This window comes from Plantibacter cousiniae (nom. nud.) (assembly GCF_977070315.1).
On sequence record NZ_CDRVEU010000003.1, the window covers coordinates 650569 to 668202 of the forward strand.

A 17634-nucleotide genomic window follows, 5' to 3' on the forward strand; every position below is an offset into this window, starting at 1 on the left:
AAGCTACCCGAATGCGTCGTGCAGGGCAAACGATACGGCCCAATGGGGCTGGCACTTTGCCACAACTAAAGGCATGCTAGCCGCCCTCTTTGAGCGACCCGCCTATTTTACATAAAGCACCACTGCTTCAGTCCAGCAGTCAGGAACAGCGATTTGCCCACTTTAACGCCTCTGTCGTCATCCAGTGTCGCTCCAGACAGTGCGACCAGGCCTTTGCGTGGGTCAGTGAAAGGCATGCTGGCGGGCCTGGTTCTGGTGGTGCTTGCCCTGTTGCTCTGGCAACTGATCGAGCAGTTCCACCAGACGCAGGAACGTCAGCGTCAGCGCAGTCTGGAGTACAGCGTCCAACTGTCCGACCGGATGAGTCTGAACATGGCGCTCAAGGCGCAGATCGCCATGAACCTGCTGGACGAGGCGCTATCCGCCGGAGAGCGACTGGAGCAGTCGACCACGCTGGTGAACCTGCGCACTGCCCTGCCCGCGCTGCGCAGCGTCGCTCGCCTGAACCGGGAGGGTGAAATTGTCAATGACAGCGCCGAGGCCTCGCGCGACAGTGAGTTTCTTGAACAAGCCATGAAACAGGCGCGAGGTCGCCCCTACTTCTATACCGGCTCGGAAGACGGCAACCAGATTTATATACTGATTCGCCTGGGCAACGGCGTGAGCGGCGATTACTGGGCATTGCGCGTGGCCCCTGAAGCCTTGAAGGAACTTGCCAGCCAGCCGGCTCAGGACTTTCAGCACCTGTGGCGTCTTGAACAGCGCAAGACGCAGCGGGTCATTCTCCATGAACCGGTGCCCGCCAACGAAGCGGAGAGTGGCCTGTCCGATACCATTCTGCTTCAACCACTGAGCAATAGTGACTGGCAACTGCGGGGGCTGTTCGACACCTACAAGGCGCGCAGCGAACTGCTCGCGCCACTGATCGGCAAGTGCCTGATCGGCCTGCTGCTGTCGATCCTGCCGCTGATCGCGCTGATGAGCCTGCGCAGGCGCCAGCGCCAGATGCTGCAGAGCCGACGCCGCTATCGGGATATCTTCGAGGGCGCGGGCGTCGCCATCTGTGTCATGGACATGTCCGGCCTTCAGGAGCAACTTGAAGCACTCGAGGTCAGCACCGGCGAGGACTTCGAGCGCCTGCTCAAAAGCCAGCCAGCCGCTCTGAAACGCCTTTTGCAGCAATTGCGCATCAGCGAACTCAATGAAGTCGCCCTGAGCCTGCTGGACATCGAGCACCGCGAACAGGCATGGCAACCGTTGATCGAGGGCGAGTCGCGCTCGCGTCCGGGCGTCGGCATTCCGATCATCCAGGCGGTGCTTTCCGGACAGCCACGACTGGAACTGGAAATCTGCCTGACCCGTGCGGGTGGTCATGACCAGCACCTGTGGCTGGTCATGCGCCTGCCCGAGACACGCAGTGACTTCGATGCGGTGATTCTCAGTATTGGCGATATCACCAGCCGCAAACAGGTCGAGCTGTCGTTGCTGGACCGCGAGAGCTTCTGGTCCGACGTGGTACGAACCGTACCGGACCATTTGTACGTTCAGGATGTGCTCAGCCAGCGGGTGATCTACAGCAACCACCACTTTGGCTATACGCTGGGTTACAGCAAGTCAGAACTGCACGCCATGGGCGAGTTCTTCTGGGAAGTCCTGCTGCACCCCGACGACGCCCGAAATTATCAGGACATGCGCCTGCGCCAGCGTCACCACGGGCACAATGAATTACTGCAACGCGTGTTGCGCTTTCGGGACCGCGAGAGCAACTGGCGGTCCTTCGACATTCGCGAGCAGGCACTGGCCTGGGACGAAGAAGACCGGGTCACGCGTATCATCGGCATTGCCAAGGACATTACCGAACAGGTCGCGTCCAGCCAGTCGCTGCGTGACAGCGAACAGCGTTACCGCATGCTGGCCGAAAGCATCAGTGATGTGATTTTCTCCACCGACGGCCGGTTGGCAGTCAACTACGTCAGCCCTTCGGTAGAACGTGCGTTGGGCTACAGCGCCGAGTGGATCCTGCAGAACGGCTGGTCCGCCGCCATTGCCAACCCCCAGCAAACAGTCGGTTTTGATGCACTCATGGGCCGCATCGACAAGGTCCTCGACAAACCTCAGGAACTCGCCAGGCTGCGCGAAGAAGTCACCACCAGAATGTTTCTGTTCGACTGCCTGCGTGCCGACGGTCGCAAGATTCCGGTGGAGCTGCGCGTGGTCCTGGTGTGGGGCGAAAACGGCAACTTTGAAGGCATCTTCGGGGTAGGCCGCGACATCAGTCAGCAGCGTCGGGCCGAGAAAGACCTGCGCATGGCTGCCACGGTATTCGAGCATTCCACATCCGCCATCCTGATTACCGACCCCGCCGGCTATATCGTGCAGGCCAACGAGGCCTTTACCCGCGTCAGTGGCTATGAAGTAGCTCAGGTGCTCGATCAGTTGCCGGGCATGCTCACCGTGGAAGCCGAACAGGAAACCCGTCTGCGCCATATCCTCAGGCAACTGAACGGACAAGGCACGTGGGAAGGTGAAATCCGGCTCAAGCGGCGTAACGGCGAACACTATCCGGCCTGGGTCGGCATTACCGCGGTCCTCGACGATGAAGGCGATCTGGCCAGCTACGTGTGCTTCTTCAGCGATATCAGCGAGCGCAAGGCCAGCGAGGACCGTATCCACCGTCTGGCCTACTACGACGCGCTGACTCATCTGCCCAACCGCACCCTGTTCCAGGATCGTCTGCACTCGGCGCTGCAGCACGCCGAGCGCCAGCAGGCCTGGGTCGTGCTGATGTTCCTCGACCTCGACCGTTTCAAACCGATCAACGATTCCCTGGGCCATGCCGCTGGCGACCGGATGCTGCAGGAAATGGCCACGCGGCTGCTTGCCTGTGTGTCGGTGGATGACACCGTGGCCCGCATGGGCGGGGATGAATTCACCCTGCTGCTGGAACCGGATGAAACCCGTGAAGCCGCGCTGAGCCGCGCCATTCACGTTGCCGAACGCATTCTGACCAGCCTGATCACACCGTTCGTGCTGGAAGGCCGCGAGTTCTTTGTGACCGCCAGTATCGGCATCGCCCTCAGCCCGCAGGACGGCAAGGAACTGAGCCAGTTGATGAAGAACGCCGACACGGCGATGTATCACGCCAAAGAGCGTGGCAAGAACAACTTCCAGTTCTATCAGGCGGACATGAACGCCACCGCGCTGGAGCGTCTGGAGCTGGAAAGCGACTTGCGCCACGCCCTGGAGCAGAAGGAGTTCACCCTCTTCTACCAACCGCAGTTCAGCGGCGACGGCAAACGCCTGACAGGCGCGGAAGCCCTGCTGCGCTGGCGCCATCCACGCCGCGGGCTGGTGCCGCCCAACGACTTCATCCCGGTGCTCGAAGAGCTCGGGCTGGTCGTAGAGGTCGGCGATTGGGTCCTGGCCGAGGCCTGCCGCCAACTCAAACACTGGCATCAGGCAAGGGTTCGCGTGCCCAAGGTGTCGGTCAACATCTCGGCGCGGCAGTTCTCGGACGGCCAGCTCGGCAAGCGCATCGCCCACATACTCGAACAGACCGGCCTGTCACCCGCCTGCCTGGAGCTGGAACTGACCGAAAGCATCCTGATGCGTGAGGTCAACGAGGCCATGCAGATACTCGACGGCCTCAAGAACCTCGGCCTGAGCATCGCTGTCGATGACTTCGGCACCGGCTACTCGTCGCTGAACTACCTCAAACAGTTCCCGATCGACGTGCTGAAGATCGACCGCACCTTTGTCGATGGCCTGCCATCCGGCGAGCAGGACGCCCAGATCGCCCGCGCCATCATCGCCATGGCGCACAGCCTGAACCTCTCGGTGATCGCCGAAGGCGTGGAGACCCATGAGCAACTGGAGTTTCTTCGCGAACACGACTGCGACGAAGTCCAGGGCTACCTGTTCGGCCGCCCGATGCCCCCCGCCCAGTTCGAAGCGCAATTCAGCAATGATGCGCTGTTCATGCTGGATTGAGGACGAGCCTTGCGACCCGGCCATCGTCCATTTGAACGATAGCCGAACCCTTGAATATGAGTAGACTTGAGCCACTGCCTCGCACAGCGTCAATGACAGCGAGCGCTCTACCCATAACAAAGAACACAAGGGGGTAGCATGATCAGCGATACAACGTCCCTGGACAGTGTTTCCTGTCAGGTCGTCGAAGCCTTGAACAAGGTGATTCTCGAGCTTCAGACCGAGGTCAGCAGCGCGTCGATCTCTACATTCCATCAACAGGCGCTTGAACGGGTGCGCGCACTGGTGCAGTTCGACAAGGCCTGGTGGGGAAGATCTACCTGGCGTGACAACTGGCCCGTCGAGCACAGTTCCTTTTTGCTGGGCCTGCCCAACGGTTACGCCGCCGAGTGGGAGCAACTCAAGACCTCGGACGCCAGCGTCGGCAGAATGCATCAGACCCAGGGCGTCTGTCAGGTCATTCACTGCACGGCAGCGGATGCACCTCCTGCGCTTGCCGACCTCGGTCGCCAATACGATCTTTGCTTCGCGCTGGGCATTGTCCTGACCGACCCTCACACCCAGCAGGGCGTGCATCTGACACTGTTTCGCTCGGCTGGTCACACGCCCTTCTCGCCCCTGGACAAACGCCTGATCGAGTGGCTGATGCCGCATCTGATCGCCGCTGAACAGGCCAGTTATCTGCGTGCGCTCACGACTCTGCGGGAAACTCAGGGCGCCTACGATGAGACCGCCATGGCGGTGAGCGATCGTTACGGCGTGCTGCTTTCCATGGAGCCTGCGTTCTCGTCGATGCTGGGCTCGGAATGGCCCGACAGACCGTCCAATCGTCTACCCCGACAGTGCAACCCTCAAGAGGGCTATTCAAGTCATAACCTGCACATCACGTCGCAGCCGGTGGGCGACCTCGTTCTATTGACGGCGCGGCGACGCAGCAGTCTGGAACTGTTGAGCACGCGCGAGCTTCAGGTTGCCCGAGGCTTTGCGGTCGGACAGACGTACAAGGAAGTCGCGCGCAACATCGGTGTATCCCCCTGCACCGTCCGGCACCACTTGAGAAAGATCTACAACAAGCTCGGTGTCACCCGTAAAGCGCAGATCGCCCAGTTACTGCATTTGACTGACGGCTGACGCCAACGCGCTCTACCCCATTTCCGGTTTTTCCAATAACTGCCACCCCGCAAGGGAGGGCTGTGCTCGCCCATAAAAATAACAAGGCACTTACCGATGTCATTAAAAAACCACTTCCTTAGCGCTTCAGGGCTCGCCATGGCGATCCTGTGGTTATCGTCCACGGCCTGCGCCACCGAAAATGCTGCGCCCACGACAGCTGCTGGCGTTTTCGACTTTGGCGCAGGCTTCATGCCGCCCACCACCCCCAATGGCACCGTCGGCCTGCGCATCAGCAACTACCACGCGGATGTCATCAAGGACAGCCACGGCAATGACAGCCCCAACGACTTCCAGATCAACGTCCTGGCGATCGGCCTCGCCTACTTGCGAATGACCGAGCAGGAGTTTTTGGGTGCCCGCTATGGTTTCGCGGTGGTGCCGGTCTTTTTCAAGATGGATGCCGACCTGGGCGTGAACGTCGGGGGGCAGCGGGTATTCAGCGACAGTGCATCGCTGTTTCGTCAGGCGGACCTGCAAGTGGTGCCGATCATCCTGGACTGGAAGCTCGGGCCGGGGCTGGGCATCAATACCCAACTGATGATTCAGGCGCCCACGGGGGACTACGACAAAAACCGTCTGGTCAGCCCTGGCACCCATCACTGGACGGTTTCTCCGCTGTTGAATGCAACCTACATTTCACCCGGCGGCTTCGAGGTTTCCTCGAGTTTCCGGATCGATATAAATGCGCGTAACCCCGACACCGATTACCGCAGTGGCGTTGAGTACCGACATGAGTTTGCAGTGGGCCAGCATGTCGGCGACTGGACCGTCGGCGTGGGCGGCTACTACTACCGGCAGCTGTCGGACGACGACGCGCCGGGGCTGACCCGCGGCAATCGCGCCCGGGTAATCGCCGCAGGCCCTGCAGTAAGTTACTTCAAACCCGGCGCCGGGCTGCCCCCCATCTGGTTGCACGCCTACAAGGAGTTCGACGCCCACAACCGTGCCGAGGGCTACACCGTGGCGCTGCGTACCGGCATCAGCTTTTAAGTGGCGCGCGTAACGCGACGACACGCTTTCAATCCTGGAGACCATCGATGAAAGACCTGCACGAATTATTCAATACGCTGGACGGCCGTGGCCTGGCAACACTGGTACGCAATGGCGAGGTGAGCCCCGGCGAGCTGCTGGAAACCGCCATCGCACGGGTCGAGCAGGTCGAGCCCGGCCTGAACGCCGTCAGCGAAAGGCTTTACGATCAGGCGCGCAGCCAGGCGAGCGGGAGTAGCGTCAGACAGGGCGTCATGGCAGGCGTACCGACCCTGGTGAAAGACATGTTCACCCCGATGACCGGGGCACGGATGACCAGTGGCTCGCATGCGCTGGGCGAGTTTCGCTCAGACATCGACTGCGAAATCGTCAGTCGGCTGCGTCATGCAGGCTGCCAACTGATCGGCACGACCACCGCTCCAGAATTCGGCGTGTCCTACAGCACCGAATCGCAACGCTTCGGCGCGACCCGCAACCCCTGGAATCCGCAACACAGCGCGGGCGGTTCCAGTGGGGGCGCAGCCGCTCTGGTTGCGGCACGCGCCATCCCTTTCGCGCATGGCAACGATGGCGGCGGCTCGCTTCGCGTACCGGCCTCCTGCTGTGGCGTATTCGGCTTCAAGCCATCACGCGGCCTGCTGCCTTCAGGCCCGATGGTCGGCGAGGGCTGGGCAGGCCTGAGCACCGCTCACGCGATTACCCTGTCGGTAGGCGACAGCGCCGCCCTGCTCGACGCCACTGCCGGGAGTGACCTGGGGGCTCCCTACGCCGCGCCCATGCCAGCGACGCCCTTTGCACACGCCGCAGGACGCGATCCCAAGCGTCTGAAAATCGCCCTGATCTCGGCAATATCACCTTGGCCGGCAGAACCGGAGGCCCTGGCTGCACTGCAACACACTGCGGCCTTGCTGGAGGCGCTCGGGCATTACGTGGTCCCGGCGACGTTGCCGGTCCGGCTGCCTGAATTCCTCGACGCGACGTTCGACATCATCGGTTCACACACCCAGGGCTACCTCGATCTGCTGGGCAAAATGCGCGGCTTCCCGGTCGCCATGGACGAACTGGAGCCGCGTACCCGTGTCATTCTGCGCGAACGCGGGCAACTGCCTGCGACACGCTACATTTCCGCGGTCGAGTCGATGCATGCACTGGGCCGGGCGATGGCCGGTTTCTTCGAAGAGTACGATATTGTTCTCACCCCGACGCTCAACCGCGCGCCACCCCGCCTGGGAGAACTGGTCTTCGATGACGACAGCCGGTCCCTGCAGGACTTCATCGCGCTTTCGCACAGCTACTCGCCCTACACGGCGATCTTCAACGCGACTGGCCAGCCAGCCATGTCCGTGCCCCTCTATTGGACAGCCGATTCGCTGCCGCTGGGTTCTCACTTTGCCGCGCGGTTTGGCGACGAACTGACCTTGCTGAGCCTTGCCGGGCAACTGGAGCGCGCCCAGCCGTGGGCAGCACGCAGGCCGCCGTTAAACGCTTGCGCGGGTTGATGCGAAGGGATTATTGGCGGTGATGGTGGTAAGCCAGGCAAGACCACCGCCTGCGCTGCTGGCGGCGGTCTACCGGCTACAGGCTTATGGCTCGCCAGCCGCTTGCGGTACAGGCGCCGGGTGCGACCAGGTCAGGTACCGGAAGCGGTCGTAGAGACCCGCCACTACCTGCCCGCCTGCAACCCTGCCCGGAATTGCCGTTTGCAGGGTGCCGACCGCGCTCCCCAAACGCGAGGTGCTGACGTAATCTCCGGCCCAGGACGCTGCCGCCCTGCCGGCCTGATGCGCCGCCTTGCCTTTGTCAGTCAGGTAGCTCAACCCCTTGCCGGCTGCTGCGCCAGCCACTTCTCCAACCATACCGGGAAGTGTGAGGTTGGCTGCGGTCAGGACCGCAGCACCGGAGGCGTAGCCTTTGATCCCCTTGTCGAGAAAATTCCAGACTTTGTTGACGCCCAGAAACCCCGTCATCACCAGATTCAGACCGACGATTTCCTTGAAGACCTGAACCGCCTTTTGCATATCGACTTCAGGGTTCATGGCCAGTTTGAGCATCTCCGATACGCACCAGACGCCATCCGCCGCGTAATCGGCTTTGCCGACCATGCTTTTCATCAACATCACCAGCGCCGCACCGATACTCGCCGTCAAGGCCACCAGGCCCAGCTTGGTGTAGAAGTCAGGGTCCGCCTTGCGCTCCCCCTCGGCCAGTTGCAGCCCTGCGCGCAGGGCATCGGCGACTTCGAACCTGGCCTGGAACTCGCTGCTTTTGGTGCCCAGGTATGTCAGGCTCGAGTTCATGATGTCGGTGATGCTTTTGTCTTGCTTGTACAATTCGGTCGCCACTTTCATCTGCTGGGCAAAATGCTCGCTGACGTCGAAATGCTTGACCACGGCCAGATGGTCTTCCTCCGGGATGCGGGCGTTCCCGGTGTCTTGCCTGGAAAGCTTGCTCTTGGCGAGCTTGAAGGCAGCGACGATCGATTCACGGTTGAATACGCCCAGCGTGGCTGCGCCCGATGCCACGGCCGTTGCGATACCGAAGCCGACCTGCTCCAGCAGGTGTTCGTTCCTGGCAAAGGTGGGCTGCGCCACGATGGCGTTGGCCAGCACGGTGACGAAGTAGCGGTTCAGGCCATGATCGACATTGGTCCGCGCGTTGGTCAGCTCGTTCATCATCAGGCCAGCCATGAACACCGCGTTCTTGGTGAAGTGGGCAACCAGCGATGAGCTGTAGGAGTTGTCCTTGCTGACGAACGCCACGGCCAGTGGCAAGGGTGCCAGCGCGAGCAGCATCGCCGGGCTTGCAAGGACGCGACTCTTGAGCGAGGCGCCGTTCTTGAGCGTGCCCAGTTCGGCATTCATGCTTTTGTTGAGGCTGAGCAACTCGTCTTTCACATCAGAGGGCAGCCCCGAGCGGCTCAACACTGCTGGCAACTGTTCGTTGTGAGCGCGCCAGGCGTCTAGTTGTCCCTGAGCATTGGCCTGAACGATTGCGCCCAACATGTCACGCTCGGCTTCGCTCAGCGCAGACGATGGCTTTTCCAGCAGCGTCTTCACACCGTCGGACGTCGTGGTAGCGGCACTTGGCAAATCACCAAGACGGGCCAGTTGCTCCTCGCTCAACACCAGCGAACCGTTGGCCAGCGCCAACCGCAGTTTTTCATCGAAACCCATGCCGCACCTGGCCTCGATGTCTTCTTCAGGGGCGAAGGGCAGCGGGGTATTGCTGACGATATCGCGTTGTTCTTGCGTGAGATGCAGCACATGCTTGTTCAGGAAGGCATGCATCTGATCGGGCGACAGGTGTGGCGCCGGGGTGCGCATCAAAGCCAGCAACGCCTTGTCGTCCATCGGCGCGAGCGCCCCATAGGCATCAAACTTGCGCACCAGATTGCCGCCGGCCTTGAGCAATGCCTGGCGTGTGGTCAGCCTGGGCTCGGCAGGCTCGTGGCCAGGTGCAGGTGCTTCGCCTGGCTCGATGGAGATTTCTTCCAGCCTCGGCAAAAGATCGTGTTCGCGCAATAGCTGCAGCAGCGCCCCCGCCACTTCCGCCAGCTCGCGCAATTCATTGCAGGCTGGCGCGTCCTGGCAATTTTCGGTCAATGCCTGCAATGCGCCCGGCAGCATCTCCAGATCATTGAGCGTGTCGGCATGTGAGCGCAGCAGACTGACGACCGCGTCGGGTTGACGCTGGAGGCTGTCATTCAAATCCGCCGTACGCTGCTTGGCCGTGCGAACGAAATGACTGAAGAGCGTGTAAGACGAAACAACGGGGGGCTCTGCGCCCAGCGTCTCGGGATCCAGATGAGTCAACGTCAGCAGATCCGGAATCGCCCGGGCCAGGGCGGACGGTCGGGCAGCCAAACGAGCGACGGATTGGTGCAGCCGCGCCGTCCTGAGCCCTTCACAGGCCTGCGACAGCGAGTCGTGAGATGCGTGAGAAGCCGGCATATCGGCCAGCCGGTGAGTACAACGGTCAAGCAGTTCTCTCAGCGCCGGCACCTGATCCTCGCTTGCCAGTTGATGCCAGCCCTGCTCGGTCGTGCCGACCTCGGCGAGGCTCTGACAGAGTTGAGCAACGGTGTGCCAGGACGGATGCTGTTTATCCAGCTCACGCTGAAGAGCAGACAACAGACGCACAGAGTCCTGCGCTGGCGCAGCCGAGGTGCGACCAAATGCCACGGCCAGCTCGCCGGAGGTAAAAAACGCTACGGTACGAGCCTGCTGCGGAGTTTGCTCACTAACGCCGGTTGCATCGCCGGACGCAGGAGCAACCTCCGGCAATGAGGAATGAGAGGAGCGCGTGATCTGAGAGGGCATCATGGCGTTTTTACCTACTGTCGGTGGGTATGGGCAACAGACCGACTGAGTGTCGTCCGGCCCGGAACGGTTCCGGCAGTTGAAGGTAAATAGATGCGTGATCGCTGAAAATTCGAGTGGATGTGCCCGGTTCACGCCGCCGATGACTAAATCGATCTCGACCCTCTCATGTGGGCGAGTCCCCTACAGAACGAGCCTTGCGCCTGCGGCACGTCCATGATTTCAGGCCTTGTCGAAACCCGCGTGAACGGCGTCACTGGTCAAGATGACTGCCTTTCATATGCCAGATAAAACCCGATGGGGTAGAATAGCCGCCTTTTCCGCCATGCCCCCTTGAGGACTGCCATGTTCAGCCGTGATTTGACTATCGCCAAGTACGACGCCGATCTGTTTGCCGCCATGGAGCAAGAAGCTCTGCGTCAGGAAGAACACATCGAGCTGATTGCCTCGGAAAACTACACCAGTCCGGCCGTCATGGAAGCTCAGGGCTCGGCCCTGACCAACAAGTACGCCGAAGGCTATCCAGGCAAGCGCTACTACGGTGGTTGCGAGTACGTCGACGTTATCGAACAACTGGCCATCGACCGCGCCAAGGAGCTGTTCGGCGCTGATTATGCCAACGTCCAGCCACACGCGGGTTCGCAAGCCAACTCGGCGGTCTACCTGGCCCTGCTGCAAGGCGGCGACACCATTCTGGGCATGAGCCTGGCTCACGGTGGTCACCTGACCCACGGCGCCAGCGTTTCGTCCTCGGGCAAGCTGTACAACGCCGTTCAGTACGGTATCGATGCCAACGGCATGATCGACTACGACGAAGTCGAGCGCCTGGCTGTCGAGCACAAGCCAAAAATGATCGTCGCCGGTTTCTCTGCCTACTCGCAGATCCTCGACTTCCCGCGCTTCCGTGCAATCGCTGACAAGGTCGGTGCCTACCTGTTCGTCGACATGGCTCACGTAGCCGGTCTGGTCGCCGCAGGCGTCTACCCGAACCCGGTGCCATTCGCTGACGTCGTGACCACCACCACGCACAAGACCCTGCGCGGTCCACGTGGCGGCCTGATCCTGGCGCGCGCCAACGCCGAAATCGAGAAGAAGCTGAACTCCGCGGTATTCCCTGGCTCCCAGGGCGGCCCGCTGGAGCACGTCATCGCAGCCAAGGCCGTGTGCTTCAAGGAAGCGCTGCAGCCTGAGTTCAAGACCTACCAGCAGCAAGTGGTCAAGAACGCCAAGGCGATGGCCGGTGTGTTCATCGAGCGTGGCTTCGACGTGGTTTCCGGCGGTACTGAAAACCACCTGTTCCTGCTATCGCTGATCAAACAGGACATCTCCGGTAAAGACGCCGACGCCGCTCTGGGTCGCGCCTTCATCACCGTCAACAAGAACTCCGTTCCAAACGACCCACGCTCGCCGTTCGTCACCTCCGGCCTGCGCTTCGGCACCCCGGCAGTGACCACTCGCGGCTTCAAGGAAGCTGAGTGCAAGGAACTGGCGGGCTGGATCTGCGACATCCTGGCTGACCTGAACAACGAAGCCGTGATCGACGCCGTTCGCGAGAAGGTCAAGGCCATCTGCGCGAAGCTGCCGGTTTACGGCGCTTGATAAGCCTGGTTTAAACGCAGTACCAAAAAGCCCCGGCTCGTGAGAGCCGGGGCTTTTTGTTGGGCAGATCACTCTATGGGCAGAAGCTCACTCGCAGCCCAACCTCTCAGCCGCATACCCTCTCGAACCCCGCCCGGATCTTCTCCTCCGGCAATTCATCGGCAATGAACACGATCACGCTCTCGCGTTTTTCGCCCTCGGCCCACTCGGTGTCCCAGTCAAAGCCGTACAGCTTGAGCACGCCCTGAAACACCATCTTGCGCGGTTCGTCTTCGATGTTGAGCACGCCCTTGTAACGCAGCAGTTGCTTGCCATGGTCGTCGAGCAGTTCGTTCATGAACTCGCTGAGGCGGTCCAGGTTCAGCGGTTTTTCACTGCGCAGGACCAGGCTGCTGATGCGGTCAGCGGAATTACCGGTCGGGGCCAGTGGGCGCAGGATCATGCCGCCGCCGAGGTCGGCGTTGAGGTTGAAGCCGCGTACGTCGAGCAGTTCGGCGAGGTCGATCCTGCCGTGCTCGACGATACGGATCGGCGCGCGGCGGTTGATGCGGGTCAGGCGCGCGCTCAGGGCATCGAAGGCTGCATCGTCGACCAGGTCACGCTTGCTGACCAGCAACCGGTCCGCAAAGCCGATCTGCGCCTGGGCGATGGTTTGCGCCAGGTGAGTATCGGCGTGCGCGGCGTCGACCAAGGTGATGATGCCGTCGAGGATGTAACGCTCGCGCAGCTCTTCATCGATGAAAAAGGTCTGCGCGACCGGCGCGGGATCGGCCAGCCCGGTGCATTCGATCACCAGCCGGTCGAACACGATCTCGCCGCTGTCCAGACGCTCCAGCAGCAGGTAGAGCGCCTTGGTCAGGTCAGTGTGGATGGTGCAGCACACGCAACCGTTGGACAGGGTCATGATCTGCACAGGGTCCGTGCCGAGCAACTGGCTGTCGATGCCTGCATCGCTGAATTCGTTTTCGATCACAGCGATTTTCAGGCCGTGTTCGGCCTTGAGCAGGTGGCGCAGCAAGGTGGTCTTGCCGGCGCCCAGAAAGCCGGTCAGCACGGTCACGGGGATGGGTTGCAACTCAGTCATAAGGCTCCTGGCGTGAGGCATTCAGCTGAAATGAAAACGCGCCACAGGTGATGGCCTGCGGCGCGTCGGATCAAACAATAACGCAGATCAGCGGATCAACAGCATTTCGGACCGGCCTTGCCGCCGTAACGGGCCTCTTGCCGCTCCCGAAAGAACTGCTCATAGGTCATCACCGGCTTGTCCGGGTGGGTGTTCTGCATGTGCTCTACGTATGTGTCGTAGTCCGGCATGCCCACCATCAGGCGCGCGGCCTGACCGAGGTATTTGCCGAGGCGACTCAGGTCATTGAACATGGGCAAATCCTCTATGGGTAAGCGTGGTCACACCTGCGACGCTGGCGGCATGGCCTGGAACGGAGCTTCCTTGTCGGTGCGCTCCTTGGTGCTCCAGGCCGCTCGGCCGACTTTAATGGCGTAGAACAGGATGCTGAACACCACGAACAGGAACAGCACGGTCAGCCCGGCGTTGGTGTAAGCGTTGAAGATCACATGCTGCATCTGATCCATGGTCTTGGCCGGGGCCAGAATCTGACCGGCATCGGCCGCCGCGCTGTATTTCTTGGCCAGGGCCAGGAAACCTACCGCAGGGTTGGCATCGAACAGCTTGATCAAGCCAGCCGTCACGGTGCAGATCAGCAGCCAGGTGGCAGGCAGAATGGTCACCCAGACATAGCGCTGGCGCTTCATCTTGATCAGCACCACGCTGGCGAGCATCAGGGCGATACCGGCGAGCATCTGGTTGGAGATACCGAACAGTGGCCACAAGGTATTGATGCCACCCAGCGGATCGATTACACCCTGATACAGCAGATAGCCCCACAGCGCCACGCAACCGCCGGTGCCGATGGCGTTGGCCGTCCACGACTCGGTGCGCTTCAAGGCCGGGACGAAGCTGCCCAGTAGGTCCTGCAGCATGAAGCGTCCGGCACGTGTACCGGCGTCGACGGCGGTCAGAATGAACAGCGCCTCGAACAGAATCGCAAAGTGGTACCAGAACGCCATGGTGTTTTCACCCGGCAGCACCTGATGGAGGATCTGCGCGATACCGACGGCCAGCGTCGGAGCACCGCCGGCACGGGCCAGCACGGTGTTTTCACCGATGTCTTTCGCAACAGCGGTCAGTTGCTCCGGCGTGATGGCAAAGCCCCAGCTGGACACGGTCTGCGCCACTGTTACCACGTCACTGCCGACCACCGCAGCAGGGCTGTTCATGGCGAAGTACACACCCGGCTCGATCACCGAAGCGGCAACCATTGCCATGATGGCCACGAAGGATTCCATCAGCATGCCGCCGTAACCGATGTAGCGGGCGTTCTTTTCGTTATCCAGCAGCTTGGGCGTCGTGCCCGACGAGATCAGTGCGTGGAAACCCGATACCGCACCGCAGGCAATGGTGATGAACAGGAACGGGAACAATGCGCCCTTCCAGACCGGGCCTGTGCCGTTGGTGAACTGGGTCAGGGCCGGCATTTTCAGCTCGGGCGCCAGAATCAGGATGCCGATTGCCAGCGCCAGAATGGTGCCGATTTTCAGGAAGGTCGACAGGTAGTCACGTGGCGCAAGCAGCAGCCAGACCGGCAGCATGGCCGCGACAAAACCGTAGCCGACCAGCATCCAGGTGATCTGCACACCGGTGAACGTGAACATCGGACCCCAGGTCGGATCCGCCGCGACCATGCCGCCGACCCAGATCGAACCGAGCAACAGAATGACGCCGACGATGGAGATCTCACCAATGCGTCCCGGACGGATGTAGCGCATATAAATGCCCATGAACATCGCGATCGGGATCGTCGCCATGACCGTGAACATGCCCCAAGGGCTCTCGGCCAGGGCCTTGACCACGATCAGCGCCAGCACCGCAAGGATGATGATCATGATCAGGAAACAGCCGAACAGCGCGATGGTGCCGGGAATACGGCCCATTTCCTCGCGCACCATGTCGCCCAGCGAGCGACCGTTACGGCGTGTGGAAAGGAACAGGATCATGAAGTCCTGCACCGCACCGGCCAGCACCACGCCGGCAATCAGCCAGAGCGTACCGGGTAGATAGCCCATTTGCGCTGCCAGTACCGGGCCGACCAGCGGGCCTGCGCCGGCGATGGCTGCAAAGTGGTGACCGAAGAGGATGTGTTTGTTGGTCGGCACATAGTCCAGACCGTCGTTGTTGACCACTGCCGGTGTCGCACGCAGCGGATCGAGCTGCATGACGTGAGTGGCGATGAAAAGACTGTAGTAACGATAGGCAACCAGGTAGATAGCTACCGCAGCGACCACTATCCACAAGGCGTTGATCGCCTCTCCGCGACGCAAGGCCACGACCCCAAGGGCACATGCCCCGACAATGGCGATGATGAGCCAGGGAACATGGCGCATCAGACTATTATTATTTTTCATTTTTTTTATTCCAGCAGAGTTGACTAGAAGGCAAGCCATGCGAGTTTAGCGCCGGATCAGCGAAAGACCACCCCCAACCAAGGTCTAGGTCGAAATTTGATCAATTGCGGCAGATACCCGGCATAGAGGGCTGGAATGGCCTCGACAGATGGCGTCCCGATCACAAAACCGTGATGCGGAACTGTTCTGCAATTGCTTTACGGTCTATCGTGCATGGACAACAGAATCGATCAGATAACGACCTGCACGCTGACTCCGGCGGCGGTCAACAAGAGAGTTCATTCGATGACCGACTCACCTGCAGATCGCCGTCGTTTCAAACGCATTGCCTTTGATGCCAAGACCGATCTGAAGCAAGGCGACAAAAGCTGGAAAGTGCAACTGGTCGACCTATCCCTCAAAGGGCTGCTGATCGAACGGCCTGATCCGTGGAACGGTGATCAGACGCAGCCCTTTGAAGTCGACATCATTCTAAGCAACGATGCCCATGTGAAAATGGATGTCGAAATCACTCATGACAACAAACGGCAACTGGGATGCGTTTGCCGGCACATAGGGCTGGACTCGATCAGCCACCTGAGGCGGCTGGTCGAATTGAACCTCGGAGATCCCGAGGAACTGGATCGGGAACTGGCAGCCTTGATCGAACTGCAGGAATAATCCTCAGGGCGAGGTTACTCGAACAGCGCATCCAGGGCCTGTTCCAGTCGCGTAACGGCAATGATCTGCAAACCGGGCGGCGCCTCCTTTGGCGCGTTGCCCTTGGGCACGATGGCGCGTTTGAAGCCGTGCTTGGCGGCCTCCTTGAGGCGCTCCTGCCCACTGGGCACCGGCCTGACTTCACCCGACAGCCCCACCTCACCGAACACCAGCAAGTCATGCGGCAGCGGACGATTGCGCAGGCTGGACATTACGGCTGCCATCAAGGCCAGGTCGGATGCGGTTTCCAGCACCTTCACCCCACCTACCACGTTGAGAAACACGTCCTGGTCGTGAGTGGGAATGCCGCCGTGGCGGTGCAGAACAGCCAGCAGCATGGCCAGACGATTCTGATCCAGACCCAGCGTCACGCGGCGCGGGTTGGACATGTGACTGTCGTCCACCAGCGCCTGCACCTCCACCAGCATCGGCCGCGTGCCTTCCCAGGTCGCCATGACCACACTGCCCGGCACTTCTTCCTGCGCGCGGGTAAGAAAGATCGCAGACGGATTGGAGACTTCTTTCAGGCCCTTGTCGGTCATGCCGAACACGCCCAGCTCGTTGACCGCGCCAAAGCGGTTCTTCACCGCCCGCAGCAGGCGCAGGCGCCCGTCCGACTCGCCCTCGAAATACAACACGGTGTCGACCATGTGCTCAAGCACGCGCGGACCGGCCAAGGCGCCTTCCTTGGTGACGTGACCGACCAGGAAGATCGCCGTGCCGCTCTGCTTGGCGTAACGCACCAGCAAGGCAGCGCTTTCGCGAACCTGCGACACGCCGCCGGGGGCCGACTGCAACTGTTCGGTGAAAATCGTCTGGATCGAATCGATCACCATCACCTTGGGCTTCTCGACCTTGGCGGTGGCAATGATGGTCTCGATGCAGGTTTCGGTCATGACCCGCAGCTTGTCCTGCGGCAGTCCCAGACGACGGGCACGCATGGCGACCTGCTGCTGGGATTCCTCACCGGTGACGTACAACGCGGGCATGCGCTGGGCAATGTTGCACAGCGTCTGCAAGAGGATCGTGGACTTGCCGATGCCGGGGTCACCGCCGATCAGCACCACCGAACCATCAACCAGACCGCCGCCGAGCACCCTGTCCAGCTCGGTGGAGTTGGTGGAGAAGCGCGGAATCTCTTCGACACTGACCTCCGCCAGGGTCCTGATCTGCGCCTGGGAACCGGTCCAGCCGGTACGCCCGGTAGGCGGCGCGGCGGCACCGCTTTCAATCATGGTTTCGACCAGTGTGTTCCAGGCACCGCATTCGCTGCACTGGCCCGCCCACTTGGGAAATGTCGCGCCGCACTCGGTGCAGCCGTACAAGCGTTTGGCCTTGGCCATGACAACCCCAGTCGTTAGAAAACGCCCATGATAACGCAGGT

Annotated in this window: 11 protein-coding genes; 6 read left to right on the plus strand and 5 right to left on the minus strand. The window is 61.1% G+C overall.

Annotated features, from left to right (window positions below):
* Window positions 1–234: 234 nt before the first annotated feature.
* The 4 genes from ACW55A_RS09760 (at window position 235) to ACW55A_RS09775 (ending at window position 7652) form a co-directional block, all read left to right on the plus strand.
* The gene (locus tag ACW55A_RS09760; protein WP_499140267.1) at window positions 235–3990 is read left to right on the plus strand and encodes a sensor domain-containing protein; all 3756 of its coding nucleotides are present in this window, start codon (window positions 235–237) and stop codon (window positions 3988–3990) included.
* A gap of 138 nt (window positions 3991–4128) precedes the next feature.
* Entirely contained in the window at window positions 4129–5121 is a 993-nt protein-coding gene (locus ACW55A_RS09765; protein ID WP_498810860.1) for a helix-turn-helix transcriptional regulator, read from the plus strand.
* Window positions 5122–5217: 96 nt separating this feature from the next.
* The gene (locus ACW55A_RS09770; RefSeq protein WP_498810859.1) at window positions 5218–6153 is read left to right on the plus strand and encodes a SphA family protein; all 936 of its coding nucleotides are present in this window, start codon (window positions 5218–5220) and stop codon (window positions 6151–6153) included.
* A 47-nt stretch (window positions 6154–6200) separates the two neighbouring features.
* Window positions 6201–7652: an amidase gene (locus ACW55A_RS09775; RefSeq protein WP_455809089.1), complete on the plus strand. Its 1452-nt coding sequence runs from the start codon at window positions 6201–6203 to the stop codon at window positions 7650–7652.
* A gap of 84 nt (window positions 7653–7736) precedes the next feature.
* Here the strand turns inward: ACW55A_RS09775 and ACW55A_RS09780 are convergent, their stop codons facing one another.
* Window positions 7737–10475: a HopW family type III effector protein gene (locus ACW55A_RS09780; protein ID WP_455809087.1), complete on the minus strand. Its 2739-nt coding sequence runs from the start codon at window positions 10473–10475 to the stop codon at window positions 7737–7739.
* A 342-nt stretch (window positions 10476–10817) separates the two neighbouring features.
* Here ACW55A_RS09780 and glyA point away from each other — a divergent pair, with 342 nt between their 5' ends.
* A complete protein-coding gene (gene glyA, locus ACW55A_RS09785; protein ID WP_003340745.1) occupies window positions 10818–12071 on the plus strand; it encodes a serine hydroxymethyltransferase in 1254 nt (417 codons plus the stop codon).
* Window positions 12072–12177: 106 nt separating this feature from the next.
* Here the strand turns inward: glyA and yjiA are convergent, their stop codons facing one another.
* The 3 genes from yjiA to ACW55A_RS09800 form a co-directional block, all read right to left on the minus strand.
* Window positions 12178–13155 (minus strand): GTPase, encoded by a 978-nt coding sequence (gene yjiA, locus ACW55A_RS09790; protein ID WP_455809084.1) that lies wholly within the window; start codon window positions 13153–13155, stop codon window positions 12178–12180.
* 95 nt (window positions 13156–13250) lie between these two features.
* On the minus strand, window positions 13251–13448 hold the full coding sequence (locus tag ACW55A_RS09795) for a YbdD/YjiX family protein (RefSeq protein WP_003313802.1): 198 nt from the start codon (window positions 13446–13448) through the stop codon (window positions 13251–13253).
* A 27-nt stretch (window positions 13449–13475) separates the two neighbouring features.
* Window positions 13476–15551, minus strand: a complete 2076-nt coding sequence (locus ACW55A_RS09800; RefSeq protein WP_248696177.1) for a carbon starvation CstA family protein — start codon at window positions 15549–15551, stop codon at window positions 13476–13478.
* 213 nt (window positions 15552–15764) lie between these two features.
* Between ACW55A_RS09800 and ACW55A_RS09805 the strand changes: the two genes are divergently transcribed.
* A complete protein-coding gene (locus ACW55A_RS09805; protein WP_498810858.1) occupies window positions 15765–16211 on the plus strand; it encodes a PilZ domain-containing protein in 447 nt (148 codons plus the stop codon).
* A gap of 14 nt (window positions 16212–16225) precedes the next feature.
* Here the strand turns inward: ACW55A_RS09805 and radA are convergent, their stop codons facing one another.
* Entirely contained in the window at window positions 16226–17593 is a 1368-nt protein-coding gene (gene radA, locus ACW55A_RS09810; protein ID WP_002555235.1) for a DNA repair protein RadA, read from the minus strand.
* Window positions 17594–17634: the final 41 nt, after the last annotated feature.